The organism is Nocardia pseudovaccinii NBRC 100343 (assembly GCF_001613225.1).
GTDB lineage: Bacteria > Actinomycetota > Actinomycetes > Mycobacteriales > Mycobacteriaceae > Nocardia > Nocardia pseudovaccinii.
In genome coordinates this window covers 1-26,144 of the sequence record NZ_BDBY01000358.1, presented here as the reverse complement: position 1 = coordinate 26,144, position 26,144 = coordinate 1, and the positions used below count along the sequence as shown (strand labels likewise).

23 protein-coding genes and 2 tRNA genes are annotated in these 26,144 nt (G+C 66.1%); 13 read left to right on the top strand and 12 right to left on the bottom strand.

Annotated features, from left to right (window positions below):
* The first annotated feature begins 176 nt into the window (after positions 1-176).
* Genes NP3_RS38940 through NP3_RS38920 form a run of 5 tightly spaced genes read left to right on the top strand, consistent with a single transcriptional unit; the run spans position 177 to position 5,635 of the window.
* Positions 177-1,676 (top strand): CoA-acylating methylmalonate-semialdehyde dehydrogenase, encoded by a 1,500-nt coding sequence (locus NP3_RS38940; RefSeq protein WP_063046740.1) that lies wholly within the window; start codon positions 177-179, stop codon positions 1,674-1,676.
* Positions 1,677-1,704: 28 nt separating this feature from the next.
* Positions 1,705-2,844: an acyl-CoA dehydrogenase family protein gene (locus NP3_RS38935; RefSeq protein WP_063046712.1), complete on the top strand. Its 1,140-nt coding sequence runs from the start codon at positions 1,705-1,707 to the stop codon at positions 2,842-2,844.
* The gene (locus NP3_RS38930; RefSeq protein ID WP_063046711.1) at positions 2,841-3,911 is read left to right on the top strand and encodes an enoyl-CoA hydratase/isomerase family protein; all 1,071 of its coding nucleotides are present in this window, start codon (positions 2,841-2,843) and stop codon (positions 3,909-3,911) included. Before NP3_RS38935 ends, NP3_RS38930 begins: the two co-directional genes overlap by 4 nt.
* Positions 3,908-4,804: a 3-hydroxyisobutyrate dehydrogenase gene (gene mmsB / locus NP3_RS38925; RefSeq protein WP_084509551.1), complete on the top strand. Its 897-nt coding sequence runs from the start codon at positions 3,908-3,910 to the stop codon at positions 4,802-4,804. Before NP3_RS38930 ends, mmsB begins: the two co-directional genes overlap by 4 nt.
* Positions 4,805-4,807: 3 nt before the next feature.
* The gene (locus NP3_RS38920) at positions 4,808-5,635 is read left to right on the top strand and encodes an enoyl-CoA hydratase (protein WP_063046710.1); all 828 of its coding nucleotides are present in this window, start codon (positions 4,808-4,810) and stop codon (positions 5,633-5,635) included.
* Between the two features lie 60 nt (positions 5,636-5,695).
* Here the strand turns inward: NP3_RS38920 and NP3_RS38915 are convergent, their stop codons facing one another.
* The 3 genes from NP3_RS38915 to NP3_RS38905 form a co-directional block, all read right to left on the bottom strand.
* Positions 5,696-6,439 carry a DUF6159 family protein gene (locus tag NP3_RS38915; protein WP_063046709.1) on the bottom strand — a complete coding sequence of 248 codons (744 nt, stop codon included), beginning with the start codon at positions 6,437-6,439 and terminating at the stop codon, positions 5,696-5,698.
* A 140-nt stretch (positions 6,440-6,579) separates the two neighbouring features.
* Entirely contained in the window at positions 6,580-7,638 is a 1,059-nt protein-coding gene (locus NP3_RS38910; RefSeq protein WP_063046738.1) for a DUF7159 family protein, read from the bottom strand.
* Positions 7,639-7,766: 128 nt separating this feature from the next.
* Positions 7,767-8,315, bottom strand: coding sequence for a MarR family winged helix-turn-helix transcriptional regulator (locus tag NP3_RS38905; RefSeq protein WP_063046737.1), 549 nt, complete (start codon positions 8,313-8,315; stop codon positions 7,767-7,769).
* Between the two features lie 158 nt (positions 8,316-8,473).
* Between NP3_RS38905 and NP3_RS38900 the strand changes: the two genes are divergently transcribed.
* Positions 8,474-8,548, top strand: a tRNA-Cys gene (locus NP3_RS38900).
* Between the two features lie 66 nt (positions 8,549-8,614).
* Here the strand turns inward: NP3_RS38900 and NP3_RS38895 are convergent.
* The 6 genes from NP3_RS38895 to NP3_RS38870 all read right to left on the bottom strand — a co-directional run bounded on the left by NP3_RS38895 (position 8,615) and on the right by NP3_RS38870 (position 15,547).
* A complete protein-coding gene (locus NP3_RS38895; RefSeq protein WP_063046708.1) occupies positions 8,615-9,664 on the bottom strand; it encodes an ABC transporter ATP-binding protein in 1,050 nt (349 codons plus the stop codon).
* A complete protein-coding gene (locus NP3_RS38890) occupies positions 9,661-11,214 on the bottom strand; it encodes an ABC transporter permease (protein WP_063046707.1) in 1,554 nt (517 codons plus the stop codon). The genes NP3_RS38895 and NP3_RS38890 overlap by 4 nt, the downstream gene beginning before the upstream one ends.
* Before the next feature lie 2 nt (positions 11,215-11,216).
* Positions 11,217-12,236, bottom strand: coding sequence for an iron ABC transporter substrate-binding protein (locus NP3_RS38885; RefSeq protein WP_063046706.1), 1,020 nt, complete (start codon positions 12,234-12,236; stop codon positions 11,217-11,219).
* A gap of 126 nt (positions 12,237-12,362) precedes the next feature.
* The gene (locus NP3_RS38880; RefSeq protein WP_063046705.1) at positions 12,363-13,763 is read right to left on the bottom strand and encodes a metallophosphoesterase; all 1,401 of its coding nucleotides are present in this window, start codon (positions 13,761-13,763) and stop codon (positions 12,363-12,365) included.
* Between the two features lie 14 nt (positions 13,764-13,777).
* Positions 13,778-14,431, bottom strand: coding sequence for an Rv0361 family membrane protein (locus NP3_RS38875; protein WP_063046704.1), 654 nt, complete (start codon positions 14,429-14,431; stop codon positions 13,778-13,780).
* 183 nt (positions 14,432-14,614) lie between these two features.
* Positions 14,615-15,547 (bottom strand): alpha/beta fold hydrolase, encoded by a 933-nt coding sequence (locus NP3_RS38870; RefSeq protein ID WP_245721290.1) that lies wholly within the window; start codon positions 15,545-15,547, stop codon positions 14,615-14,617.
* Between the two features lie 102 nt (positions 15,548-15,649).
* On the opposite strand from NP3_RS38870, the gene NP3_RS38865 reads away from it, so the two are divergent.
* Positions 15,650-16,462 (top strand): helix-turn-helix domain-containing protein, encoded by an 813-nt coding sequence (locus NP3_RS38865; RefSeq protein WP_063046703.1) that lies wholly within the window; start codon positions 15,650-15,652, stop codon positions 16,460-16,462.
* Between the two features lie 236 nt (positions 16,463-16,698).
* Here NP3_RS38865 and NP3_RS38860 read toward each other — a convergent pair.
* From NP3_RS38860 to NP3_RS38850, 3 genes are all read right to left on the bottom strand, one after another.
* A tRNA-Arg gene (locus NP3_RS38860) sits at positions 16,699-16,771 on the bottom strand.
* 127 nt (positions 16,772-16,898) lie between these two features.
* On the bottom strand, positions 16,899-17,624 hold the full coding sequence (locus NP3_RS38855; RefSeq protein ID WP_063046702.1) for a DUF305 domain-containing protein: 726 nt from the start codon (positions 17,622-17,624) through the stop codon (positions 16,899-16,901).
* On the bottom strand, positions 17,625-18,533 hold the full coding sequence (locus NP3_RS38850) for a thioredoxin-like domain-containing protein (RefSeq protein ID WP_063046701.1): 909 nt from the start codon (positions 18,531-18,533) through the stop codon (positions 17,625-17,627).
* 112 nt (positions 18,534-18,645) lie between these two features.
* On the opposite strand from NP3_RS38850, the gene argS reads away from it, so the two are divergent.
* The 6 genes from argS to NP3_RS38820 all read left to right on the top strand — a co-directional run.
* Positions 18,646-20,304, top strand: a complete 1,659-nt coding sequence (argS, locus tag NP3_RS38845; RefSeq protein WP_063046700.1) for an arginine--tRNA ligase — start codon at positions 18,646-18,648, stop codon at positions 20,302-20,304.
* A 79-nt stretch (positions 20,305-20,383) separates the two neighbouring features.
* Positions 20,384-21,805: a diaminopimelate decarboxylase gene (lysA, locus tag NP3_RS38840; protein ID WP_063046699.1), complete on the top strand. Its 1,422-nt coding sequence runs from the start codon at positions 20,384-20,386 to the stop codon at positions 21,803-21,805.
* The gene (locus NP3_RS38835; protein WP_063046698.1) at positions 21,802-23,157 is read left to right on the top strand and encodes a homoserine dehydrogenase; all 1,356 of its coding nucleotides are present in this window, start codon (positions 21,802-21,804) and stop codon (positions 23,155-23,157) included. The genes lysA and NP3_RS38835 overlap by 4 nt, the downstream gene beginning before the upstream one ends.
* Positions 23,154-24,248 carry a threonine synthase gene (gene thrC / locus NP3_RS38830; RefSeq protein WP_063046697.1) on the top strand — a complete coding sequence of 365 codons (1,095 nt, stop codon included), beginning with the start codon at positions 23,154-23,156 and terminating at the stop codon, positions 24,246-24,248. The genes NP3_RS38835 and thrC overlap by 4 nt, the downstream gene beginning before the upstream one ends.
* Positions 24,249-24,273: 25 nt before the next feature.
* On the top strand, positions 24,274-25,230 hold the full coding sequence (gene thrB / locus NP3_RS38825; RefSeq protein ID WP_063046735.1) for a homoserine kinase: 957 nt from the start codon (positions 24,274-24,276) through the stop codon (positions 25,228-25,230).
* A gap of 345 nt (positions 25,231-25,575) precedes the next feature.
* Positions 25,576-26,144, top strand: a 569-nt coding sequence (locus tag NP3_RS38820; protein WP_218025019.1) for a Rho termination factor N-terminal domain-containing protein, incomplete at its 3' end; no start/stop codon positions are given.

Here is a 26,144-nt window from a genome sequence, read left to right as displayed (position 1 = left end):
ACCATGCGACTACGCTCACCGCGCTGGTCGGGCGGCGTGTGCACCCTCAGTTCGCTGGGCGGTTGCCGTGGGATGAATCACAGTCTGTTCCCGCACCTATATTTACTTGGACATCCAACTATAGGATGACCGTAAATCGCGCGATGCGCGGCGTCCACTACGAGAACAGGACTGGCATGGTTCGCGAACTCACTCATTACATCGGCGGACAGCATGTCGCCGGGGCCTCGGGCAACTTCGCCGATGTCTTCGATCCGAATACCGGCCAAGTGCAGGCGCGGGTGCCGCTGGCGAGTAAGGCCGAGGTCGATGCCGTCATCGCGAATGCGGCCGAGGCGCAGCAGGTGTGGGCTGCGTTCAATCCGCAGAAGCGGGCCAGGGTGCTGATGAAGTTCCTGACACTCGTGCAGGACGAGATGGATTCCCTTGCGGCGCTGCTGTCTGCCGAACACGGCAAGACCATCCCCGACGCCAGGGGCGATATCCAGCGCGGTATCGAGGTCATCGAATTCGCGGCGGGTATTCCGCATCTGCTCAAGGGTGAGTACACCGAGAGCGCGGGCACCGGCATCGACGTCTACTCGATGCGGCAGCCGCTCGGTGTGGTCGCGGGGATTACCCCGTTCAACTTCCCGGCCATGATTCCGCTGTGGAAGGCCGGTCCGGCGCTGGCCTGCGGAAACGCCTTCGTGCTCAAGCCGTCCGAGCGCGACCCCTCGGTGCCGCTGCGGCTGGCCGAGCTGTTCCTCGAGGCGGGTCTGCCCGCGGGTGTGTTCAACGTGGTCAACGGCGATAAGGAAGCCGTCGACGCGATCCTGCACTCGCCGACCGTCAAGGCCGTCGGCTTCGTCGGCTCCACCCCGATCGCGCAGTACATCTACGAGACCGCGACCGCGAATGGCAAACGCGCACAGTGCTTCGGCGGCGCCAAGAACCACGCGATCGTGATGCCGGACGCCGACCTCGACGATGTCGCCGACCAGCTCATCGGCGCGGGCTACGGCTCGGCGGGCGAGCGCTGCATGGCCATCTCGGTTGCTGTCCCGGTCGGCCAGGAGACCGCGAATCGCCTGCGCGAGAAGCTGATCGAGCGGATCGCCAAGCTGAACGTCGGGCGCTCCGACGATGCCGGTGCCGATTTCGGCCCGCTGGTCACCAAGGATGCGCTCGGCCGAGTCGAGAACTACGTCCAGATCGGCGTCGATGAGGGGGCCGAGCTGGTGATCGACGGGCGGGGTCTCGCGGTCGACGGCGGCGAAGGCGGGTACTTCACCGGCGCAACGCTTTTCGACAATGTCACCCCGGAAATGCGGATCTACAAGGAAGAGATCTTCGGCCCGGTGCTCGCGATCGTGCGGGCCAAGGATTACGACGAGGCGCTGGCCCTGCCCAACGAGCACGAATACGGCAACGGCGTTGCGATCTTCACCCGCGACGGCGATACCGCACGGGATTTCGCCGCCCGCGTGCAGGTCGGCATGGTCGGCATCAATGTGCCGATTCCGGTGCCGATCGCGTACCACACCTTCGGCGGCTGGAAGCGCTCCGGATTCGGCGATCTGAACCAGCACGGTCCGGATTCGATTCGCTTCTACACCAAGACCAAGACCGTTACCCAGCGCTGGCCTTCCGGGCTGAAGGACAGCAACCACTTCGTCATTCCGACGATGGACTGAATGGCCCACGGACGGGAGGTCGACGATCGTGTTCGCACTGAATGACGACGAGCGCGCCATTACCGAAATGGCGCGCGACTTCGCCGACGAATACCTCGCCCCGAACGCCCTGGAATGGGATGAGCAGAAGCACTTTCCAGTGGATGTGCTGCGCAAGGCGGGTTCGCTCGGCATGGGTGGCATCTATATCGGCGAGGACGTCGGCGGCTCCGGACTGCGCAGGCTCGATGCCGTGCGCATCTTCGAACAACTGGCCACCGGCTGCCCCGCCATCGCGGCGTATATCTCCATCCACAACATGGTCGGGTGGATGATCGACAACTACGGCAATGCCGAGCAGCGCAACCATTGGCTGCCCCGGCTGACCTCGATGGAATGGCTCGGCAGCTACGCGCTCACCGAACCGGGCGTCGGATCGGATGCGGCGGCCTTGAGCACCAAGGCCGTTCGCGACGGTGACGACTACTTGCTCACCGGGGTAAAGCAATTCATCTCCGGCGCGGGCAGCACCGATGTGTACGTCATCATGGCGCGCACCGGCGACGCGGGTGCGCGCGGGATTTCGGCATTCATCGTTCCAGCCGATACGCCCGGAATTTCCTTCGGTGCCAACGAGAAGAAGATGGGTTGGAATGCCCAGCCCACTCGTCAGGTGATTCTGGACAATGCCAGGGTGCCCGCCGCCAATATGCTCGGCGTCGAGGGCAATGGCTTCCGCATCGCTATGAACGGACTCAACGGCGGGCGACTCAATATCGCCGCCTGCTCGTTGGGCGGCGGGCAGGCGGCGCTCGAGAAATCCGTGGCGTACCTGGCTCAGCGCAAGGCATTCAACAGCCGACTGCTGGACAACCCGGCATTGCAATTCCAGCTCGCGGATATGCGCACCTCGCTGGAGGCGGCGCGGACCCTGCTGTGGCGGGCCGCCGCCGCATTGGATGCCGATGCCGACGACAAGGTCGAACTGTGCGCCATGGCAAAGCGATTCACAACCGACGCCGGATTCGAAGTCGCGAATAAGGCGCTGCAGATGCACGGCGGCTACGGATACCTGGCCGAATACGGCGTGGAAAAGATCGTCCGCGATCTGCGGGTGCACCAGATTCTGGAGGGCACCAACGAAATCATGCGGGTGGTCGTCGCCCGCTCGGTGGTAGGAGCAGCATGACGGAATCCGAAGTTCTCATCGATAAGCGCGACGGACTCGGTCTGATCACGCTGAACCGGCCCAAGGCCATCAACGCACTGAATCATCCGATGGCCCTTGCCATTTCCGCCGCACTTCAGGTGTGGGCCGATGACGACGAGGTGCGCACCGTCGTCGTCACCGGTGCGGGGGAGCGCGGGCTCTGCGCGGGCGGCGATATCGTCGCCATCCACCGTGACGCGTCCGCATTGCATGGTGGCTCCCCCGCCGATGCGGATTCGGCCACCGGTGTGTTCTGGCGCGACGAGTACATCCTCAACGCCCTGATCGGCCGCTACCCGAAGCCGTATGTGGTGGTCATGGACGGCATCGTGATGGGCGGCGGTGTCGGTCTTTCCGGCCACGGCAGCCACCGGATCGTCACCGAGCGCTCCAAGATCGGCATGCCGGAGGTCGGCATCGGCTTCGTTCCGGATGTCGGTGGCACCTACCTGCTCGCCCGCGCGCCGGGTGAAATCGGCACGCACGTCGCACTGACGACGGCGCGGATGAGCGCCGGTGACGCCATTGCCGCGGGATTCGCCGATCACTACGTGGCCTCGGAACATATTCCGGCACTGCTGGAAACGCTGCGGACCGAGTCCGCGGAGATCGCGATCGCCAAATTCGCCACGGACGCACCGGAATCCGAGCTGGTCGCCCAGCAGGACTGGATCGATGCCTGCTACAGCGTTGATACCGTCGAGGAGATCGTCGATCGGTTGCGGACGCACGGCTCGCCGGAGGCCGCCAAGGCCGCGACCGAACTGCTCGCCAAATCGCCTGTGGCACTGAAGGTGACGTTGCGTTCGCTGCGTGCCGCCCGTGCCGCGAAGAGCCTCGAGGCGGTGCTGAACGAGGAGTACCGGGTGTCCATCGCTTCGCTGGCCTCGCACGATCTGGTCGAGGGCATCCGCGCGCAGGTGATCGACAAGGACCGCAACCCGCAGTGGTCGCCCGCGACGCTCGCCGATGTCACCGCCGAGCAGGTCGACGCGTACTTCGTCGAATTGGGCGATAAGGAACTGGGTTTGGAGGCAATCAAGTGACGAAGAAGATCGGTTTCCTCGGCCTCGGCCATATGGGCGGTCCGATGGCCGCGAACTTGGTCAAGGCCGGATATGAAGTGCTTGCCTTCGATCCTGTCCCCGCGGCGCAGGAACAGGCACGCAAAGACGGTGCCACCGTGGTGGATTCGGCCACTACGGCCGCCGTGGGCCGCGACGTCGTGATCACCATGCTGCCCAATGGCAAGCTGGTCCTCGACGTCTACGCCGATCTGCTCGCCGCCGCGGATCCGGGCACCCTGTTCATCGACTGCTCCACCATCGATGTCGCCGACGCCAAAGCGGCCGCCGCCCGCGCCGTCGATGCGGGTCATCGTGCACTCGACGCCCCGGTCTCCGGTGGTGTCGCCGGTGCCGCGGCGGGCACGCTGACCTTCATGGTCGGCGGCACCGAGGCCGACTTCGCCGATGCGCTCGATGTGCTCCAGGTCATGGGCGGCAAGGTCGTGCACTGCGGTGGCTCCGGTGTCGGCCAGGCCGCGAAGATCTGCAACAACATGCTGCTCGGCATTTCGATGATCGGCCTGTCCGAGGCCCTGGTGCTCGGCGAGAAGCTGGGCCTGAGTCACCAGTCGTTCTTCGATGTGGTCTCGACCGCATCCGGCCAGAGTTGGGCGCTGACCAGCTACTGTCCGGTTCCGGGGCCGGTCCCGACCAGCCCGGCGAACAACGATTATCAGCCCGGTTTCGCGACCGCGTTGATGACCAAGGACCTGGGTCTGGCCGCGAATGCCCTGCGGGATAACGACGTCGACGGCCAGCTCGGCCTGCTCGCCGCCGAGATCTACACCCGGTTCAACCAGTCGCAGGGCGGGAAAGACTTCTCCGCTATCGTCACCGATATCCGTGACCGTTCCGATGAAGAGGGTGTCTGAAAGATGGATGCATCGCGAAGCGATTCCGTGGGGGGTGGTGGTCGGGCGACGGGAGGGCGCGACTTCGAGACGATTCTGCTGGAGCGCAAGGGCCGGGTCGGCTGGATCACGCTGAACCGCCCGAAGGCGCTGAACGCGCTGAACGCGCAGGTCCTCGACGATGTCATCGCCGCGCTCGACGAACTCGAGCACGATGACGCGATCGGCGCCATCGTCATCACCGGTTCGGAGCGGGCCTTCGCGGCCGGTGCCGATATCAAGGAGATGCAGCCCAAGTCGTACATGGACATGTTCATGAACGACTACTTCGCCCGCTGGGACCGGCTGGCGCAGTTCCGCAAGCCAACCATCGCCGCCGTCGCCGGTTACGCCCTGGGCGGTGGCTGTGAGCTGGCCATGATCTGTGACATCCTGCTCGCCGCCGACAATGCGAAATTCGGTCAGCCCGAAATCAAGCTGGGCGTCATCCCGGGCATCGGCGGCTCACAGCGCCTGACCCGCGCCGTCGGCAAGGCCAAGGCCATGGATCTGGTGCTGACCGGCCGCAATATGGATGCCGAGGAGGCCGAGCGCGCTGGCCTCGTATCCCGCATCGTGCCCGCCGCCGAACTGCTCGACACCGCACTCGAGGTCGCCGAGACCATCGCCTCGATGTCACTGCCGGTCACCATGATCGCCAAGGAAGCCGTGGACCGCTCCTTCGAAACCACCCTCGCCGAGGGCCTGCGCTTCGAACGCCGAGTCTTCCACTCGCTCTTCGCAATCGACGATCAGAAGGAAGGCATGAGCGCCTTCGTCGAGAAGCGTCCGGCGAAGTTCACCAACAGCTAGCGCTGACGCATAGCACTGTGCCCGGCCGAGTGGATCTCGGCCGGGCACAGGTGTATTCGATCAGCGGCGGCCGCGTCGCCGGAACGACTGCGACAGATCGGCCGTGGCGAACGCGATCGGCGCGCTGCCGTCAACGCTGTACCGGTACAGCGCCGTCTGGTAGATGCCCGACAGCGCGGACACGATAACCCCGGTCGCCATGAGCCATGCGATGCCGAGCGCGATCACTGCCAGCCCGGCTACCGCACCCGTGCCGAGCATCAGGAATCCGACGAACATCACCAGAATGCCCGGCAGGGCGAACAGCAAGCCGAACAATCCGAGCCCGGCATTGCCTGCCAGATTCTCCCCCCAGGTCCGCTGCAAAGCCGCCGACGAATCCTGCACCGCCGCAACAATATTACGATCCTCGAGCACGATCTTCGGCAACACCAGGAACGTCACCACCTGCCATGCCGTCCCAGCGACAGCGGCCAAGATCATCCCGAGAAACGGCACCCGATCCTGTAGCCACCGCAACGCCTGCGACACCGTGGCCGAAATCGCCGCCCACACCAGAATCTGCGGCCATCGCGCCCCCGCCGCCCGCAGCCCCTCGGCCACATCGGGGTCCCCACCCTGCAACGCGACATTCGCCTGCGAGATCAATGCCGCATTGAAGAAAATCGTGACGAACGCGGAGACCAGATACATCAGCCCGAACAGCACGTAGGTCATCGTCGATGATTTGTGCCAGACATCATTGGCAATGATCGGCACAATGAATGTCGCGGCCACCAGGACGCTCGCGACCGCCGAGAACACCGGAAAAACCGCCAATTCTTTGCGCGACCTCGCACAGGTTGCACGCTATGTGTGACTGTCAGCGGCCTTCGATCAGCGGGGAGGAGGAGGGTATGGCGTGGCGCAGCCGAGGCGATTCTCCAGAGCGTTCGCAACCCGGTTCAGTTGAAGGACGGTGCCGGGACTTCCGCAACTTCCACGGGGGTCGGCGGGTTGACGCCGCCGGGTGGCTGAGCGGCACTGTGGTCTATGGCGAGCAGTCCGGCGATGGTCGCGCCCAATGCGATCGTAACCACAACGGCGGCAATGAGTTTGCGGCGACCAGTGGTGGTCGGCACCAGTGAGCCGGTCAGCGCACCACTGCGTAAGCGCGCCATGCGCACATCGCCGTTGGGGCGTTCCGCGGCAAGCAAAACCGCCCCGCGGGCCGAAACGTATTCGGGCTCTTCGTCGTAGATGACCGGGAGTTCGATCATTTCGGACAATTCTTCGCGGATATCGGGGTTGCGTGTGCAGCCGCCCAGCAAGATCAGAGCTTCCGGTTGGACGCCGGTTTCCTCGACCAGTTGGCGGACGAATGATGCGGAGTGGTGGATGCCCGCGGCGCACAGTTCGGCGAGGTCGCTGCGGGTGACCACGGCGCGTCCGCCGGAACTGTTGTCCATGGCGGTGATCACCCGAGCGCTGCTGAGTTCTTCGCGATGCCTGCGGCTGGTGAGTTTGTCGGTGAGTACACCGCCGCGGGCCAATTGCCAGCGCAGCAGTGCGTCGAAGCCGTCGCCGCCGAGTACGGTGCTGCGCTTGCTGGACAGGATGGTGTCGGTGCGGCAGTCGGCGTGGGTGATGGTCAGGCCGGAATTGCCGAGGTCGTAGAGAATGACCGAGCCTGTGGTGGGCAGGCAGCCGGTGAAGCGCAGGTAGCGCAGCTGGGCCAGCGGTTCGTCGACGATGGTGAGCCGGGTGCGGCCCGCGGTGGTGCGGATGGCGTCGGCGTGCAGCGGGCAGCGGCAGGTCACGGCGGTTCCGGTGATGAGCTCGTCGCGCCGGTCGGCGGCCGCGCGCATCTCGCGGATCGCCTCGAAGACCGGTTCCTCGACCCCACCACCCGCCCGACGCGGCACCTGGCATCGATCGATCGGGGGGAGATGCGGCTGATCGGAATGCGTCAGCATCGCGCGGGCACCACCAGCGCCCGCCGATACCCCCAAGACCAGCACCATGGATTCCATGGTGGACCCTTTCGCCTCCGCTGCCAAGAAGACGGGGCGGGAAATTCGCTAGTTGGATGCCAGACCGTTACCGCGCGGTCGTCCGCGCAGTGTAAAGACCGACCGGTTGGGCTGTTTGGTTACTGCTCGTGCGCCGACCATCGGGCCGGTTCGTCACCGGTGTCGAAGTCCCCTGCGGCATGGCGGAATTCCGCGAGCAACTGCAGCAGCGTGTGCAGCCGATCCGGTGGAAGGCCGGGAATCGCGAAGACTTTCGCGTTGAGTTCCTCGGTCGCGTCGGCGACCAATTCCCTTCCAGCAGAGGTGATTTCGATCAGGGTGGCACGTCGATCGCTGGGGTGCGGCACGCGCTCGACGAGCTGCGCGGCCTCGAGGCGATCGACGGTATTCGTCACGCTGGTCGGGTGCACCTGCAGTCGTGCACTGGCCTTCGCCATGGGTAGTGCACCCGTCTTGCTGAAAGCGAGCAGCATGAGGAGTTCATATCGAGAGAATGTCAGACCGGTCGGTTTCAGCGCCTCGTCCACTCGGGCCATCACGATTTGCTGGGCGCGAACCAGTGAGGTCACCGTCGCCATTCCGTCGGCGAAATCGCCCCAGCCGTGGCCGACCCATTGACGATGGGCCTCCTCGATCGGATCAATCGGAAGTGGGCGTGGCCGCGACATGGTCTTGATCATTCCACGTTCCGCCTCCGCTCCGGATCTTCTCCCGATCGGTGAGCGCCGCAGAAGTCGCATTCCGGAGAATCGAGCGTCATCGGTTCGGATCACACTGAGTGCAAACGTGGGCATTTCGATCCGGCGACGGCAATATTCATTGCGAGGCGGGCGTGGCTGAGTGGTTGAGGCAACGGTCTGCAAAGCCGTTTACGCGGGTTCAATTCCCGCCGCTCGCTCCAAAGGTGAGGGTGCGCCATGGGTGCCCGGCCCGGTGATACGCCACCGCCGGGCCGGGTGTCCGTGGTTCAGGCCGCTTCGAAGGCCACGGCGTTCCCGAGCACCTCCAGACGGACGCGCTCGCCCGTGGTCGGCGCCGCGACGCTGGCCCGGCGCACCCGCACCGGATCGACATCGCCGTCCAGCGCGATGGTAAGCATCACATCCGCCCCGCGGAACTCCACGTCGTGCACGGTCCCGCTACTCGATTCGCTATCCGAAACCACCTGTGCCACAAGCTGTTCCGGACGGATCATGATGGTTGTCGACCCGGTCGGCGCGGACTTCTGCACCGGAACCCGGCCGAGCGCGCATTTGGCCACATCGCCGTCGACCACCGCATCGAGCAGTACACAATCACCGAGGAATTTGGCGGTGAACAGATCGGTGGGCGCGGCGTAGACCTCTTCCGGCGCGCCGACCTGGGTGAATACTCCCTCGCGCATGACCGCGACCTGTTCGGCGAAGCAGAGTGCTTCCTCCTGGTCGTGGGTGACCAGGATGCTGGTCATGCCCGCCGCGCGCAGCGTCTCGGCAACGGCCTGCCTGGTGGTGGCTCGCAGCCCGGCATCGAGTGCGCTGAATGGCTCGTCGAGCAGCATCACATTGGGTTTGCGGGCGAGCGCACGCGCGAGCGCGACGCGCTGCTGCTGGCCGCCGGAGAGCTGATGGGGGCGACGGTCGGCGTAGGACGGATCGAGCGAGACCATCTCCAGCAGCTCGTTCACCCGATTCCGGCCGCGTCGAATTCCGCAGAATCCGTTGTGCAGACCGTAGGCGATGTTCTGGCCGACGGTCAGATGCGGGAACAGCGCACCGTCCTGCGCGACGTAACCGACATTGCGCCGCTGTGGCGGGACCGAAAACCGGTCGCGGGTCACGGTTTCCGTGCCGATCGCGACCGAACCCGTATCCGGCGCCTCGAATCCGGCGATCACCCGCAAGAGCGTGGTCTTTCCGCACCCCGATGACCCGACCACCGCGGTCGAACTGCCGTTCGGCACTTCGAGATCGATCCCGCCGAGTACCCGGTGGTGGCCGAATGTCTTCGAAACGTCCGCCACGACAAGCCGACTCATAACCCGGCCGCCTTCCTGGATTGGGTGAACAGCAGATACGTCACCGGCACGGCCGCGACGATCATGATGAGTGCATAGGGCGCGGCCGCGGCATAGTCCAATTCGCCCGACAGCGACCAGAATCGCATTGCCAGTGTGCGAGTTCCGCTGGGCGCCAACAGCAATGTCGCGGTCAATTCGGTCGCGACCGCAACGAATACCAGCGCACCGGCGGAGGCCGCGGCGGGTGCGGTCAGCCGCAGCGTGACGCGCAGGAAGGTGACCGGCCCCGATTGACCGAGCGAGCGCGACACTTCCTCCAGCCCGACCGGCACCTGCGCCAGCCCGGCCCGCACGCTGACCAGCGCCCGGGGCAGAAACATCAGCACATAGGCGGCCACGACCATGGTCACCGTCTGATAGAGCGGCGGCGCCCACCGAATGGTGACCGTCACCATGGCCAGCGCGATCACGATGCCCGGCAGCGAACTCGTAATGTAATTGGCGCCCTCCACCATTCGGGCGAATGCCGATGTCGAGCGCACCGCGATCCAGGCCACCGGGAACGCGCACAGCGTGGTGAGCAGCGCGGCCATCGCCGCAAGGGCGACGGTCTGTCCGAGCGCCGTGCCGATCTCGGTGTAATCCCAGACCTGCGCACCGCCGATGCGCAGCCAGCGCACGATGGTCCACAGCGGTACGCCGATCGAGCCGACGACCACTGCGGCCAGGGCAGCCAGAACCGGAATCGTGCTGGGCCCCAATGCAATCCGGGCAGCTGCCCGAGGCGCACCGCTGCCGATCCTGGCGTAACGCGCCTTACCGCGCGCCCCGGCCTCGGCCGCCAGCAACACCAGACAGCACAGCACCAGCACACCGGCCAGCATGCTGCCTGCCGGACCGGCGAAACTGGATTGATACTGCTCGAAGATCGCGGTCGTGAAGGTGTCGAACCGGATCATCACGAACGCGCCGTATTCGGCGAGCAGATGCAGCGAGATGAGCAGTCCGCCGCCGAGAATCGCCAATCGCAACTGCGGCAGGACGATTCGGGTGAAGACCGCGACCGGACCGGAACCCAGCGCACGCGCCGATTCCTCCACCGCCGGATCGAGGCGGCGCAGTGTGGCCGCCGCGGGCAGATATACCAGCGGGAAATACGACATGGTGGAGATCACGACGCCCGCCCACAGCCCGTGCATGGTCGGGAAAACACTGACCCAGCCGTAGCTGTTCACGAACGCGGGCACAGCGAGCGGTGCCGCGAATACCGGCCCCCACCACGCCGCGCCCGGCACATTCGTCCGCTCCACCACCCAGGCCAGCCCGACCCCCAGCACCACACAGATCGGGACGGTGACCAGCACCAGCCCGACCGTATTGCGCAGCAGATCAGCGACTCTCGGGCGGAAAACCAATTCGGCCGCCTCGTGCAGACCGGTGGAGAAGACGGTGGACACGATGTAGCCGAGCGGCACGAACGTCGCCGCCACCAAGAGCAATGCGACGGTCGTGACGAGTGGCCCGGGTCTTCCGACCCGGGGTGCGGCGACAGCGGTCCGGACGGCCATGACTAGAGCAGACCCGCCTCGGTCATCAGCGCCGTCACCTTCTTGGCATCGAGTTTGCTCGGATCGACGGCGGGCGCCTGCAGCGAGGCCAGCGGCGGCAGCGCCGGATTGGCCGCCACATCACTGGCGACCGGGTACTCCAACGAGGTGCCGTCGCGCAGGATCTCCTGGCCGGCCTTGGCGGTGATGAACTCCAGGAACTTCTGCGCCGACTCCTGCTTCTTGCTCGACTTCAGCACGCCGCCACCGGAAACCGATACGAAGGCGCCCGGATCCTGGTTCTTGAAGTAGTGCAGCCCGGTGTGGCTGCTGCTCTCCTTGGTGTTGGCCTGATCGCGGTACCAGTAGTAGTGGTAGATAACGCCGCCGTCGGGCTGTCCGGAGTCGACCGCCTTCATGGTGGCGACATTGTTCGGGAATGCCGTGGCGTTGTCCTTCATGCCCTTGAGCCATGCCTTGGTAGCGTCCTCGCCCTCGAGCGCGAGCAGGGCCGCCACGATGGCCTGGAAGTCGGCGCCGGAGACGCCAGCGCCCCAGCGGCCCTTCCACTGCGGCTGCGCCAGATCGAGCAGCGACGCGGGCAGCTGACCGGCCGCGATCTTGTCCTTGTTGTAGACGAAAACCGTTGATCGGGCGGCGATTCCGGTCCACTTCCCGGTGGACGGGCGGAACTGCGCGGGCACCTGGTCCAGGGTCTTCTTGTCGACATCGGCGAACAGTCCGGCGTTCTCCACCAGCGCCATGGCGGGAGAGTTCTCGGTGAGGAAGACATCGGCGGGGGACGCCGCACCCTCGGCGACCAACTGGTTGCCCAGTGCGGTGTCACCGCCCTGGCGCAGCGTGACCTTGATCCCGGTCTCCTTGGTGAACGCGTCCACCCATTCCTTGGTCAGCGATTCGTGCTGGGCGTTGTAGACGGTGATCTCGTTCTTGTCGTCCGAGGAATTCGAACAGGCCGTCACGCCGAGCGCCGCGACAGCGACGGCCAGCGCTGCGGAGACCGCTTTCCATCTGATCGACATGTTCGAGTCCTTCCGACGCGTGCAAGGTTTCACTTCATATGATGAGGCTTACCTAAGCAAGATACCGCGTCCGAACTGCGGCGATGGTATCGGTACGGCTGCGGCGGACGTGAGTTTGTCGACCGGTCAGGACAGACCCGAGAAGTCCCGCAGCACAACGTGATTGCGGTCGGCGAAGGTGCCGAGCGTGTAATCCGGCAGCAGGCCGAAGTATTCGCCGCGGGTGGTCGCACTCCAGCGGCGGGCGGCGGCGGTGCGTGTCTTGTAGAAGTTGATCATGTACCCGCCTTCGTACAGGCGCAGCAGGCTGTAGCCGCCCGGATACTCCTTCACCGCGGCGACCTCCAGGAATTCCACCGCGGCACCGGTGTCGGGGCGGGTGCGACGGTTTCGGTGGGTATGGCCACTGTGCTGCAGGAATACGCCGGGAGCGTGTTCGTAGAGCGTCTGGAGTTCGATGCTGTCCGGGCGGTTGAGGACGAAACCAGGTCCGGCGGTATTGGTCAGACCGGATTCGATGGTCACCGGGTGATGTCCGAAGACCAGCGTCGGGCGGTCCGGATCCTCGCGAAGCAGTTCGCCGAGCCGGTCGAATTGCGGGCGTTCGATGCTGCCGCCCGAACCGTCGAGTTCGCTGGTATCCAGTCCGAGCAGCCGCAGGCCGCCCAACTCGTGTTCGATCAGTTGCTGACGCGGATTGAATTGCTCTGCCCAGCAATCGTAATGATCCGCGGGTGCGGGAATGCAACCCTGATATTCGGGGCCTATGTGCGGACGGTCGTGATTGCCGCGCACGGCGAGGTAGTCGCGGCCCTGCGCGCCCCAGGAGTCCAGGTGCCCGCGAACCGAACGCGATTGCTCCGGCTTCGCCTCCGCGGTGAGATCGCCCGCGATGAGCAGGAGGTCGGCGGCGCGGTCGGGGCGGCGCAGATCATCGAGCATGGCCGCGAGCATCACCTCCGGGTAGGGCGGCAGGCCGGGCTCCTGCCGGAAACCCGGCGGCAGGTTGTCGACGACGAGGCCGCTGACCTGCTCGCCGTAGTGCACGTCATTGGCCAGTGCGACGGTGCGCAGCGAACGGCCGGGCGGCGGTGTCAGGGTGGTGAATTCCCCGGTGGATTCCGGACTTCCGGGGATGCGAGTGGTCAGCGATAGCGCGGGGACAGCGCGGACGCCGTTCGACCGTGCCTCGAATCGGTAGGGACGGCCTGGTTCGAGACCGCCGATCTCGGCATAGTGGAACGGTGTGGGCTCGTCCTCGGCATAGACGGTGGTCAGCGCTGAATCGGCCGGACCGAGGCGCACTTCGGCGTCCGTGTCGACCGGCAGCAGTCGGCCGCTCGGATCCGGGGCGACCGTCGCCCAAGTGAGAATCACCGATCGATCGGTGACCGTGACGACCTCCAAATCGGTCGCGAAGAGCGGATTCGGTTGGGCCCGAACCGAACCCGGGTCCGCGAGGCTTGCGAGCGCGGCCAGCCCGATGGCGCTGAGGAGGGTCCGGCGCGACGGTCCGCAGCAGCTCATCCGACGAGATTACGTCAGTTCTTACCCGACTCCGCCGAGCAGATCTTCCACTTCCCGTCTTCCTTGCGCAGGTGTTCGGTGGTGCCCGTATCGGTATCCGGCGTCTCGCCCGGGACGGTCAGCGTGAGTTTGCCGGTGATCCGGGCCGTCGCACGGTCGCCGGTGACGACGATGTCATCGATCTTGTCGATGCTGACCTCGATCTTGGCAGTATCGAATTCCTTCTTCTGCTCATCGGTCAGCGTGTCGAACTCGGCACGGTCGGCCGCGCATGCCTTGCCCGCCGCGGCGGCGAAACCGTTCGACTCGAGCGTGTCATAGAAGTCATGGATGGCCGCCTGGATCTTCTTCTCGTCCGAGGCCAGCGGCGTCTTGCCCTGCACAGTCAGCACCACGCCCGCGGCGACCGCACCCGCGATGACGAGCACCAGCACCAACAGGCCGATGATCAGCCCGGTCCGGCGCTTCTTCGGCGGCGGATACCCCGGTTGCTGATAACTGCCAGGCGGCGGATACCCCTGCTGGGGTCCATATCCCGGACCACCCGGCGGCGGATAACCACCCTGCTGCGGATACCCCGGCCCACCCTGCTGCGGATAGCCATACGGCTGCTGCGGCTGCCCCTGTGGCGCCCCGAACGGCGGTTGCCCACCCGGCGGATATGTCATCGTCCCGTCCTCCCGCTCACCCCGACTGTGTGTGAGATTACGGCAACACGGACCACCACGATTGGACACCGATCAGTATCGGTTTTCGTAGCTCTGATGACGTATCCGGCCGAGCCACCATCCGTCGATCACCGGGTACTACGAGAACCGAGTACCGCGAAAGGCCGGTCGGCTGCCGGGAATTCAGTGCTGACCGGCGAAGTCACGGATGAGTGCGCCGGTGCGGTCGGGCTCTTCGACCATGGGCGTGTGGCCACAGTCGAGGCTCTGGATCCGAATGCCCGGGACGCGGCGGTAGTCCTCGAAAGAGTCCGGCTGCCAACGCTTGTCCTGCGAGCCGTAGAGCACCATGGCCGGTACGCCGAGGTCGGTGAGCCGGTCCGGTTCGGTCCGTTCCCGCAGGTAGTCATCCGACGCGGTGGAGGTCGCGGTGAGACTGCGGTAGGTCATGCCGCGCAGGTCGGCGACGAACTGGTCGGGGATCCGCACGTCCCGGGTGAACGCGGAGCTCATGGCTTGCCGGAGGACGACGTCCGGGAGCAGCGGCCACAGCGGCTGCCCAATCGCCGGAACGAACAGCAGGTTGCCGACCGGACCGTTGTCGGTGACGGCGTCCAGGCGGGGTCCGGAGTCGATCAGCATGATCGCCGACACCAGGTCGTGACGCTGTTCGGCCAGTGAGGTGGCCACGTAGCCGCCGGAGGAATGCCCGACCACGATCGCCTGGCGCACGCCCAGCTGGTCGAGCACGGCCCCGACTCGGCTCGCCTGTTCGGACGTGCGGTAGCCGCTGTCGGGTTTATCGGACTTGCCGTGGCCGAGCAGGTCGATGCGCACGACGTACTGGTCCCGCAAGGCGGGCAGCACCGGATCCCAGTAGGCGGTCGAGGCGCCCAGCCCGTGCAGCAGCACCAGCGCGCGAGCGCCGGGTGTTCCGTCGGCGACGACGTGGATGTCTCCGCCCGGCAGGTGCACCATGTGCTCATGCGAGTCGTCGGTCCCGGCGTTCGCTGCGCCGGTCGTATTGCCGGTGAGCACGGCGACCAGGACGGTGGCGATCAGCAGCCCGATACACCGCGACCGATTCGGTCCTGCGGCGACAGTGGTTTCGTCCACGGTTCCTCCTTCGATTGGTTGGGACGCCATTACGTTCGGGCACGACGACGGGTCGCGTATTGGAGAAATGTCAGCGTCCGCGGCTGCTCATACAATCGACGTGTGCCTTGGGACATCGCGCGACCGGCGCGGCCACCCGCTCTGCGCGGCGTCGACATGGCCGGATTTCATGTTCACGGGGACGGTCCGGAGCAGGTGCGTGTCATTCCACATCCGGCGGTCACGGTGATCGTCGAGTTCGGCGAGTGCAGCTTCGAGGTCCGCGACTCGACTGGCCGCGGCCATTCGGGCAGCCTGACCCTCGGCCTCGCCGGTACCGCGCTTCCGGTCCGCGTCGACGCCGTCGAATGCGTCCAGATCCGCCTGGAACCGGTTGTCGCCCAGGCCATCCTCGGCTTCCCGCCCGGCGACCTGGGCGGAACCATCATCGGCCTGGACGACCTCTGGGGCCGCGAGGCAGCGTGGCTGCGTGAGCGCCTGCACGAGACACCGAACTGGGCCGACCGATTCGCCCTGGTCGACACCGCGCTGTCCACGCGGTCCCGGCACGACCACCGCGTCGACCCGGAGGTCGCTTGGGCATGGCGCCAAATCAAGCTCAGCCGCGGCCGATTCCGCGTCGAGCACCTCGCCGCCGAGCTGGGCTGGAGCCGCCAACGACTGTGGTCACGCTTCGGCGCTCAAATCGGCCTGACCCCCAAACGCGCCGCCAAACTGGTCCGCTTCGACCACGCCGTCCACCGCCTCGTCCAAGGACACTCTCCCGCCCGAGTAGCAGCCGACACCGGCTACGCCGACCAATCCCACCTGCACCGCGACATCCGCGAATTCACCGGCACACCCCCCACCTCCGCGGCCACCGAACCCTGGCTCACAATCGACGACCGAGCCTGGCCGTCGACCACAGCGACCTGATCCGGCACGACATTCGAGCACTACCGCCCAGACTCCCCGAGGTGTCGCTGGCGGTGATTGCGACATGGCTCGGGCACGCCGATGCCAGTGTCACAGCGAGGATCTACGCCCATTCGCAAGATGATGCCAGTGGGATGCGGCAAAGACTTCGGCCGAAGTCGTGTCATCCATGCGAGCTGATCGGGCGGCATGAAAAAGGCTCTGACCGGAATGTACTGGTCAGAGCCTTTTATCGGTGCCCTCGGCAGGATTCGAACCTGCGGCCTTCTGCTCCGGAGGCAGACGCTCTATCCCCTGAGCTACGAGGGCGGGATAGGTTTCGAACGGTGCCGGTGGGGGCGGCCGTTCGGGCGGGGCCAAGCGTATCGCATTGCGAGGCGTCCGCCAAAAAGTGTGTCGGGCCGGGGAGTTTCGGTTCCCGGCCCGACGCGATCGATCAGTTCTGCGGCAGGGGCTTCGCGTTGCGGGCGGTCAGCATGGTGGTGATGAGTTGTGCTTCGCCCTGCTGGGTGGTCGCCATCGCGGCCGCGAGTGTGCGCACCGCGGTGGTTTCGGCGTGCTGGGCGGCGTATTCGGTCATCGAGAGTCCGCCCTGATGGTGGCGCAGCATCAGCTGCAGGAACATCGTGTCCAGCGTGGGACCGGTGGCCTGGCGTAGCGCGGTCACCTCCGCGGTGGTCGCCATGCCCGGCATGGAAGGCGACGGGCCGGACATTGCGTGGCCGGTGGTAGCGCCGGAATGCGAATGACCCGGCTGTTCGGTCATCCAGCCCATATAGCCGTCCACATTCTGGTTCGGTTTACCCCACATCTGCAGCCAGCCCTGCATCCGGCCGATCTGTTCCTGCTGGGTGGTCAGAATGTCGTAGGCCAGCCTGCGCACATCGTTGTCGGTCGAAGCGATCAGCGCGATACCGGCCATTTCCACGGCCTGCGCGTGGTGTGCCGACATGTCCTGGCTGAATCCGATATCGACCGTGCCGGGATCGGGTTCGCTATTGCTGTCCAGCGGCAACCGGGCCAGCACGCCGATCGCGAAGCCGATCAGCAGGATGCCGATCGCGCCGAGCACCAGCAGCGGAGTGCGCTGCCGACGTGCCTGCGCGGCGAAACCCGTGGAATCGCTCGCCACGTCCGGCTCGATTTCGGTATCCACGGGCATCTACTGACCTTCCGTCGGCTGGGTCGGAATCCCGGTGGGCACTCCCGGGATATTCGGCACACCCGGAATGCTCGGCATACCGGGCAGACCGCCCGAGGCACCGCCGAGTTCGGTCTTGTCCTGCGACAGGCCCTTGCCGTCCATCGGCACCGCATCCGGTCCGGGCGGCGTCGGGTCGTACGGCGTCGGGTTGTTCGCGTCGAACGCGGGGTTCGAGCAACTCGCGCCCACCTCGGGGTAGGCGTATTGGTTCGCGCGCAAGGCGGTGATGAATTGATTGACCCGCTTGTCGTCGGCGCTGTCCAGCTTCAGCTGATGCCCCCAGGACTGCAGCGAGATCGCCGAGGAAAGTCCGGGGAACGGGGACATCAACGTGAACGGCTTACCTTCGACCTTCTGCTTCAGCGTGTCGATGCCCGCCGCGTCGACCTTGTCGGGGTTGTAGGCGATCCACACCGCACCGTGCTCGAGCGAATGCACGGCATTCTCGACCCGGACCGGCTTGCTGTAGACCACGCCCATGCAGTTCGCCCAGACCTGATCGTGCGGACCACCGAACGGCGGGGTCTGGTCGTACGCGACGCGCTGCGTACCCGCGACGTGCAGTCCCGCCGGGTAGTCCTTCTTGGTCACCCCGGCGATCTGATCCGATGGATCCTTCTTCTGCGCACTCGGCGTGAATTTCTCGAGTTCGGCCTTGTCCTGATACTTCGGCACCAGGCTGAACGCGAGCGCGCCGATCAATGCGACGATCACCCCGGCGGCTCCGATGACCAACCAGGGGATCTGGCGCTTCTTCAGCGGGCCCTTGCCCATCGGAACCTTGCCGCCGCCTTTTTGCCGCGACGGTGCGACCTTCCCTGCGGCCCGGACGGCCTTGGCCGATTTGGCGCTCGTGCTGCTCGGCATAGCTCGCTGTGCTCTTTCCACGTATTGATCCACGGTGCTGGGTGGTTGCGGAGGGCTCCGCCGAGGTGCCCACTCGAGGCGTACACCTGCCCAGACCATAGGATAGAGACTCGTGACTCCAGCTGACCTTGCAGATCTCCTTCGCGCGACCGCGGCGAAGGTGCTTGTCGAACGTGGACTGGACCCTGCGGTCCTGCCCGACGAGGTCAACGTGGAGCGCCCCCGTAATCCGGAACATGGCGACTATGCCACGAATGTGGCCATGCAGGTAGGTAAGAAGGCCGGAACGAATCCGCGCGAGTTGGCGACCTGGCTGGCCGAGGCGCTGGCCACCACGGACGCCATCGATACCGCCGAGGTCGCGGGTCCCGGCTTCCTCAACATCCGGCTCGCCGCCTCCGCGCAGGGCGCGATCCTGCAACAGGTATTGACCGCGGGCGCGGCCTATGGCACCTCGGACACCCTGAAGGGCACCCGGATCAATCTGGAATTCGTGTCGGCCAATCCGACCGGTCCGGTGCATCTCGGCGGCACCCGCTGGGCCTCCGTCGGTGATGCGCTCGGCCGCATTCTGGCCGCGCAGGGCGCCGACGTGACCCGCGAGTACTACTTCAACGACCACGGCGCGCAGATCGACCGCTTCGCGAAATCCCTGGTCGCCGCCGCTACCGGCGCGCCGACCCCGGAAAACGGCTACGCGGGTGAATACATCGGCGAGATCGCCGCCAAGATCGTGGCCGCGCACCCCGACGCGCCGACTCTGCCGGAAAACGAGCAGCTCGAACTTTTCCGTGCCGAGGGCGTCGAGTTGATGTTCGGCCATATCAAGGAATCGCTGCACGAATTCGGCACCGATTTCGACGTGTACTTCAACGAGAGTTCGCTATTCGAATCCGGTGCGGTCGAACAGGCAGTGGCCAAGCTCAAGAATTCCGGCGACCTCTACGAAAAGGACGGGGCCTGGTGGATCGCCAGCTCCGAATACGGTGACGATCAGGACCGCGTCGTTCTCAAGAGCGACGGCAATGCCGCCTATATCGCCGGTGATATCGCCTACTTCCAGAACAAACGCTCGCGCGGCTTCGATCTGTGCATCTACATGCTCGGTGCGGACCATCACGGCTATATCGGCCGTTTGAAGGCCGCCGCGGCCGCCTTCGGCGATGATCCGGCCACCGTCGAGGTGCTCATCGGACAGATGGTGAATCTCGTCAAAGACGGTGTGGCCGTGCGAATGTCCAAGCGCGCGGGCACCGTGGTGACACTCGATGATCTGGTCGAGGCCATCGGCGTCGACGCCTCCCGGTACTCGCTGGTGCGCAGCTCGGTGAACTCGAGCATCGATATCGACTTGAACCTGTGGACCAGCCAGAGCAACGAGAACCCGGTCTACTACGTGCAATACGCGCACGCCAGGACCGCGTCCATCGCACGCAATGCCGCCGAATTCGAATACGACACGGTGACACCGGATTTCGGTCTGCTCACCGCCGATGAAGAGGGTGAACTCATCCGCACCATCGGCGAATACCCGCGGGCCGTCGCCAGCGCCGCGAGTCTGCGCGAACCGCACCGCGTCGCACGGTATCTGGAGGAACTGGCCGGTGCCTACCACCGGTTCCAGACCAACAAGAACCTGCGCGTACTGCCCCTCGGCGACGAACCCGTCACGCCGACCAATGCCGCCAGGCTGGCCCTGGCCAATGCCACCCGTCAGGTGCTGAGCAACGGCCTAGAGCTGCTCGGCGTTAGTGCACCGGAGCGAATGTAGTGAGTGAGCGCAGCAAGCGAACCATAGACACAGCGTCTCGGACGGTCACGGCGGAGCCGAGCGTCAGCGAGGTGGAGTCGTGAGCGTCCACCCTGCCGGTCCCCGGCATGCAGATATTCCACACGCACCCAGCCTCGCGGAGCGTCCGAGCGATCCGAAACAGATGATCGATCTGCCCGCGAATGTGTGGCCGCGCAACGCTTCTCGCGATGCCGAGGGTGTCGTGCACCTGGCCGGTGTGCCGGTGCACGAGCTCGCCGAGCAGTTCGGCACGCCCTTGTTCGTGGTCGACGAGGACGACTTCCGTTCCCGCTGTCGCGATATGGTCGCCGCCTTCGGCCCGGACGCGCGAGTTCACTACGCGTCCAAGGCATTCCTGTGCGGTGAAATCGCCCGCTGGATTCGCGACGAGGGCCTTTCCCTCGATGTCTGCTCCGGCGGCGAACTGGCCATCGCGCTGCACGCGGGCTTCCCCGCGAACCGAATCGCATTGCACGGCAACAATAAATCGGTCGCCGAGCTGGCGGCCGCGGTCGAGGCGGGCGTCGGGCATGTGGTGGTCGACTCGCTGATCGAGATCGAGCGCCTCGAGGCCATCGCGGGCCGCGCCGGAGTCGTTCAGGATGTGCTCGTCCGCGTCACCGTCGGCGTGGAAGCCCATACCCACGAATACATTTCGACCGCACACGAGGATCAGAAGTTCGGCTTCTCGATCGCGGGCGGCGATGCCATGGAGGCGCTCGCACGCGTCTTCGAGGCCGATAATCTCCGGCTCGTCGGTCTGCACAGCCACATCGGTTCGCAGATCTTCGAAATCGATGGCTTCGAGATCGCCGCGCGCCGCATGCTCGGGCTGCTGCGCGAGGCCATCGACAAGTTCGGCATCGAGCGCACCGCGCAGATCGCCACACTGGATCTCGGTGGCGGACTTGGCATTTCGTACCTGCCCAATGACGATCCGCCGCCGCTCGACGAATTTGCCGCGAGCCTGCGCAAGTTGGTCGCCACCGAGGCGAGCCGCGCCGGACTGCCCGAGCCGAAGATCGCCGTCGAACCCGGCCGCGCTATCGCCGGACCGGGCACCGTCACCCTCTACGAGGTCGGCACCATCAAGGACGTCTCGCTCGATGCCGGTCTGCGCAGGCGCTACGTCAGCGTCGACGGCGGCATGAGCGACAACATCCGCCCCGCGCTGTATCAGGCCGACTACGACTGCCGCCTGGTTTCGCGCTCCTCCGACGCCGCGCCCGTGGTCGCCCGGGTCGTCGGAAAGCATTGCGAGAGTGGGGATATCGTCATCCGCGATACGTGGATGCCCGCCGATGTCGGCCCCGGCGATCTGGTCGCCGTCGCCGCGACCGGCGCGTACTGCTATTCGATGTCCAGCCGGTACAACCAGCTGACGCGTCCGGCGGTCGTCGCGGTGCGGGGTGGTGTGGCGCGACTCATTCTGCGCCGGGAAACGGTGGCGGATCTGCTCAGCCTGGAGGTGGAATCATGACGGACGCTGCGAAGTTCGGCGTATGGGGGACCGATCGTCCGATCGGAGTCGCGGTCCTCGGGATGGGCAATGTCGGTACCGAGGTGGTGCGCATTCTGCGCGACCACGCGGATGACCTGCGTGCGCGCGTCGGCGCGCCGGTGGTGCTGCGCGGTGTCGCCGTGCGCAAGCTGGACGCCGACCGCGGTATCCCGGCCGAATTGCTGACCACCGATGCCGACGCGCTGGTCGCCCGCGAGGATGTCGATCTGGTGGTCGAGGTCATCGGCGGCATCGATCCGGCCCGCCGCCTCATTCTGGCCGCGCTCAACGCGGGCAAATCCGTGGTGACCGCCAATAAGGCACTGCTGGCCGACTACACCGGCGAGCTCGCCGCCGCCGCCGAGCGCAACCGCGCCGACCTGTATTTCGAGGCCGCCGTCGCCGGTGCGATTCCGGTGGTGCGCCCGCTGATCCAGTCGCTGTCCGGTGACCGGGTGAACAAGGTCGTCGGCATCGTCAACGGCACCACCAACTTCATCCTCTCCGCGATGGACGAGACCGGCGCGGACTACGCGATCACCCTCGAAGAGGCGACCCGCCTCGGCTACGCGGAGGCCGATCCGACCGCCGACGTCGAGGGCTACGACGCCGCCGCCAAGGCCGCGATTCTGGCCTCGCTGGCATTCCACACCCGTGTGACCGCGGCCGATGTGTACCGCGAGGGCATTTCCAAGATCACCGCCGAGGATCTGGAGACCGCCTCCGCATTGGACTGCACGGTCAAACTGCTCGCCATCTGCGAGCGGGTCGGCGCGGGTCCGGGCGAACCGAGCCCGGAAGAGGGCGGCAAGGAGCGCGTCTCGGTGCGCGTTTACCCGGCGCTCATACCGCGCAAGCACCCCTTGGCCGCGGTCACCGGCGCATTCAACGCGGTGGTCGTCGAGGCCGAGAACGCCGGTCGGCTGATGTTCTACGGCCAGGGCGCGGGCGGTGCCCCGACGGCGTCGGCGGTACTCGGCGATCTGGTGATGGCGGCGCGCAATAAGTTCTTCGGTGGCCGGGCTCCGGGCGAGTCGGTTTATGCTGAGCTACCGATCGCGCCGATCGGCGATACGCCCACGCGTTACCACGTGAACCTGCAGGTCGCGGACCGACCCGGGGTGCTGGCCAAGGTGGCGGGCGAATTCGCCAACCACGAGGTGAGCATTTCCACGGTCCGTCAGGAAGGACACGGCGAGGGTGCGCGCCTGGTCGTGGTCACCCACCACGCTTCGGAGTCGGCGCTCGCGGACACCGTCGCCGCTCTGGCGGAAATGGAATCCGTCACATCCGTGACCAGCGTTCTGAGATTGGAAGGCACCAACGAATGAGTACGACTGGCGTTGCGCCGCAGGCGGGAGTGCACTCGCGGTGGCCCGGCCTGATCGCCGCCTACCGCGATCGCCTGGCGGGCGCCGCCGACTGGGACCCCGTCACCCTGTACGAGGGCGGCACCCCGCTGGTGCCCGCACCGCATCTCTCGCAGCTGACCGGTTGTGATGTGTATCTCAAGGTCGAGGGCCTGAATCCGACCGGGTCCTTCAAGGACCGCGGCATGACCATGGCCATCACCGACGCGAAGTACCGCGGGCAGAAGGCCGTGCTGTGCGCGTCCACCGGCAACACCTCGGCATCGGCCGCCGCCTACGCGACCCGGGCCGGGATGAGCTGTGCGGTGCTGATTCCGCAGGGCAAAATCGCGATGGGCAAGCTGGCCCAAGCCGTCATGCTCGGCGCGAAGATCATCCAGGTCGACGGTAATTTCGACGACTGTCTCGAGCTGGCGCGCAAGGTCACCGCGGAATTCCCGACCGTCGGCCTGGTGAATTCGGTGAATCCGGCCCGTATCGAGGGCCAGAAGACCGCCTCGTTCGAGATCTGCGATGTGCTCGGCAAGGCGCCCGACGTGCACGCCCTCCCGGTGGGCAATGCGGGCAATATCACCGCCTACTGGCGCGGGTACCGCGAGTACTACGCCGACGGCATCACCACCGGCCTGCCGCGTATGCTCGGTGTGCAGGCCGCGGGCGCTGCCCCGCTGGTCAACGGTGCCCCGGTCAAGGATCCCGAGACCATCGCGACCGCCATCCGGATCGGCGCGCCCGCGTCCTGGAACGGCGCGGTGGAGGCCAAGGAGCAGTCCGGCGGCGCCTTCCGCGCCGCCACCGACGAGGAGATCCTGGAGGCGTACCGATTGGTCGCCGCGACCGAGGGTGTTTTCGTCGAGCCCGCGTCGGCGGCCAGCATCGCCGGCCTGCTCGCCGCGCGCAAGGAGGGTTGGCTGGATTCCGGGCTGACCGTCGTGTGCACGGTGACCGGCAACGGCCTCAAGGATCCGGATAACGCGCTCGCGGGAATGCCTCAGGTGCAGGCGATTCCGGTCGACCCGATCGCGGTCGCCCACGAACTCGAGCTGGCCTGAGTTGAATTCGCGCGAAAGCCAACTGATGACGAGGACGCTGCCCGCCGGTCTGTCCGTGACCGCGCGGGTGCCCGCGTCCAGTGCCAATCTAGGCCCCGGATTCGATTCGCTCGGTATGGCTTTGGGCATCTACGACGAGATCGAGGTGCGCACTACCGATTCCGGCCTTACCATCCGAGTGGAGGGTGAGGGAGCTGACGATGTGCCATGGGGCCCTTCACATCTCGTGGTGCGCGCGATCGAGCGCGGACTGGAGGCGGCGGGCGTCTGGGCCGATGGTCTCGATGTGGTGTGCCGCAATGTAATTCCGCATTCGCGTGGTCTCGGTTCGTCGGCCTCGGCAGTCGTCGGCGGGCTTGCCGCGGGCTGCGGGCTCGCCGCGAAATTGGATCCGGCCTTGGCCGTCGGCAGTGACCAATTGGTCCAGCTCGCATCGGAATTCGAAGGTCATCCGGACAATGCCGCGGCCAGCGTGCTCGGCGGAATCGTGGTGTCCTGGACCGAAACCGCCGCGGACGCCGCAAGCGACGGTGCCGTGGCGCTCGATCACGGCCGCGTCTACCGCGCGGTGCGCCTCGATCCGCATCCCACGCTGCGTCCGGTGGTGCTGATTCCCGAGGAGCGCTCGTCGACCGCGCACACCCGCGGCTTGTTGCCCGAGGTCGTGCCGCATGGCGATGCCGCGTTCAATGTCAGCCGCGCCGCGCTCGCGGTCGTCGCCCTGACGCAACGTACCGACCTGCTCCTGCCCGCGACGGCCGATCGTCTGCATCAGACCCAGCGCGCGCCCGCACTGCCGCTGACCACCGAATGGATCGCCCGGCTGCGCGCGGCCGGGATCGCGGCCACGGTATCCGGCGCGGGACCGACCGTACTGGCCTTGGGTACCAGCGAATTCCCCGCCGAGCTCCGCCAACTGGCGGCCATCGACGGGCTCCGCGTGGTCGAGCCGGGACTCGCGGAAGGCGTCCAGGTCGACTGACGGCGCGTCTGCCTTGCCGATGTTCCAGGTTGCCAGCTATCCTGAGCACGTCCGTACATCGTGCGCATCAGACGCCGGTGCTTCATCAGGGCAATCGCTCCAGCAGGCTCCAGGCTCGAGCCTCCAGGCCATGGGGGTGCTGCGTAGCTGCGCAACTGGAATGATCTCTCCCACCTTTCGGGAACTGGTGGCGAAGCCGCCGGTCCGGCGGGGCAGGTGATACGGCAAAAAGCGCCGGTCCGAGCTTTGTGCTCGGCCCTCGCATCCGAGTCCGGCAGAACGCACGGACTGCGGGACGAAACCCTCGAAACAGCACACGGCAATCGAGGGAAGGAAAGGATTTCCGTGACAGATACGGACCTGCTCGCGACACCCGGGGTGGATTCCAACCCGGCAGGGGACCGCGAAAGTGACTCCGGACAGATTTCGAAGATGAGCGAACAAACCGACGTCGCACGATCGGGGCTGACTGGAATGCTGTTGCCGCAATTGCGCGCGCTCGCGGGGGAGCTCGGTATCCGAGGCACCTCTGGAATGCGCAAGGGCGATTTGATCGCCGCCATCAAGGAAAATCAGGCCGGAAAGTCGGCGAAGGCGGAAAAGTCCGCGCGAGGCGAGGTGAAGTCCGATGCGGACGCCGCCAAGGCGGCGCCGGTGAAGGCCGAGCAGGGCACCCTCGACGTGACACCCGCCGCTTCCGCCCCGGCGAAGGAGGCTCCCGCTCCGGCGAAGGAAGCCCAGGCCAAGGACGCTCCGGCGAAGCAGGCTGTCGCGAAGGAGGCCGTCGCTGAATCCGCAGCGCCGAAGGCCGCCGAGAAGTCTGCCGAGTCGAAGTCCGATCAGTCCCAGGCCGATGCCGCGTCGGCGGAGACCGCCGAGGACTCCGGTCGCGAGGGCGGTCAGCGCGGTCGCGG

Bases quoted from the DNA above. Each gene is read 5' to 3' on its own strand.
- thrC (WP_063046697.1), top strand. From the start codon at position 23,154: ATGAGTACGACTGGCGTTGCGCCGCAGGCGGGAGTGCACTCGCGGTGG.
- NP3_RS38890 (WP_063046707.1), bottom strand. From the start codon at position 11,214: ATGGCCGTCCGGACCGCTGTCGCCGCACCCCGGGTCGGAAGACCCGGG.
- NP3_RS38875 (WP_063046704.1), bottom strand. From the start codon at position 14,431: ATGACATATCCGCCGGGTGGGCAACCGCCGTTCGGGGCGCCACAGGGG.
- NP3_RS38850 (WP_063046701.1), bottom strand. From the start codon at position 18,533: ATGCCGAGCAGCACGAGCGCCAAATCGGCCAAGGCCGTCCGGGCCGCA.
- NP3_RS38920 (WP_063046710.1), top strand. From the start codon at position 4,808: ATGGATGCATCGCGAAGCGATTCCGTGGGGGGTGGTGGTCGGGCGACG.
- NP3_RS38880 (WP_063046705.1), bottom strand. From the start codon at position 13,763: ATGAGCTGCTGCGGACCGTCGCGCCGGACCCTCCTCAGCGCCATCGGG.
- NP3_RS38835 (WP_063046698.1), top strand. From the start codon at position 21,802: ATGACGGACGCTGCGAAGTTCGGCGTATGGGGGACCGATCGTCCGATC.
- NP3_RS38930 (WP_063046711.1), top strand. From the start codon at position 2,841: ATGACGGAATCCGAAGTTCTCATCGATAAGCGCGACGGACTCGGTCTG.
- NP3_RS38910 (WP_063046738.1), bottom strand. From the start codon at position 7,638: ATGGTGCTGGTCTTGGGGGTATCGGCGGGCGCTGGTGGTGCCCGCGCG.
- NP3_RS38895 (WP_063046708.1), bottom strand. From the start codon at position 9,664: ATGAGTCGGCTTGTCGTGGCGGACGTTTCGAAGACATTCGGCCACCAC.
- NP3_RS38940 (WP_063046740.1), top strand. From the start codon at position 177: ATGGTTCGCGAACTCACTCATTACATCGGCGGACAGCATGTCGCCGGG.
- NP3_RS38885 (WP_063046706.1), bottom strand. From the start codon at position 12,236: ATGTCGATCAGATGGAAAGCGGTCTCCGCAGCGCTGGCCGTCGCTGTC.
- thrB (WP_063046735.1), top strand. From the start codon at position 24,274: ATGACGAGGACGCTGCCCGCCGGTCTGTCCGTGACCGCGCGGGTGCCC.
- NP3_RS38905 (WP_063046737.1), bottom strand. From the start codon at position 8,315: ATGTCGCGGCCACGCCCACTTCCGATTGATCCGATCGAGGAGGCCCAT.
- NP3_RS38855 (WP_063046702.1), bottom strand. From the start codon at position 17,624: ATGCCCGTGGATACCGAAATCGAGCCGGACGTGGCGAGCGATTCCACG.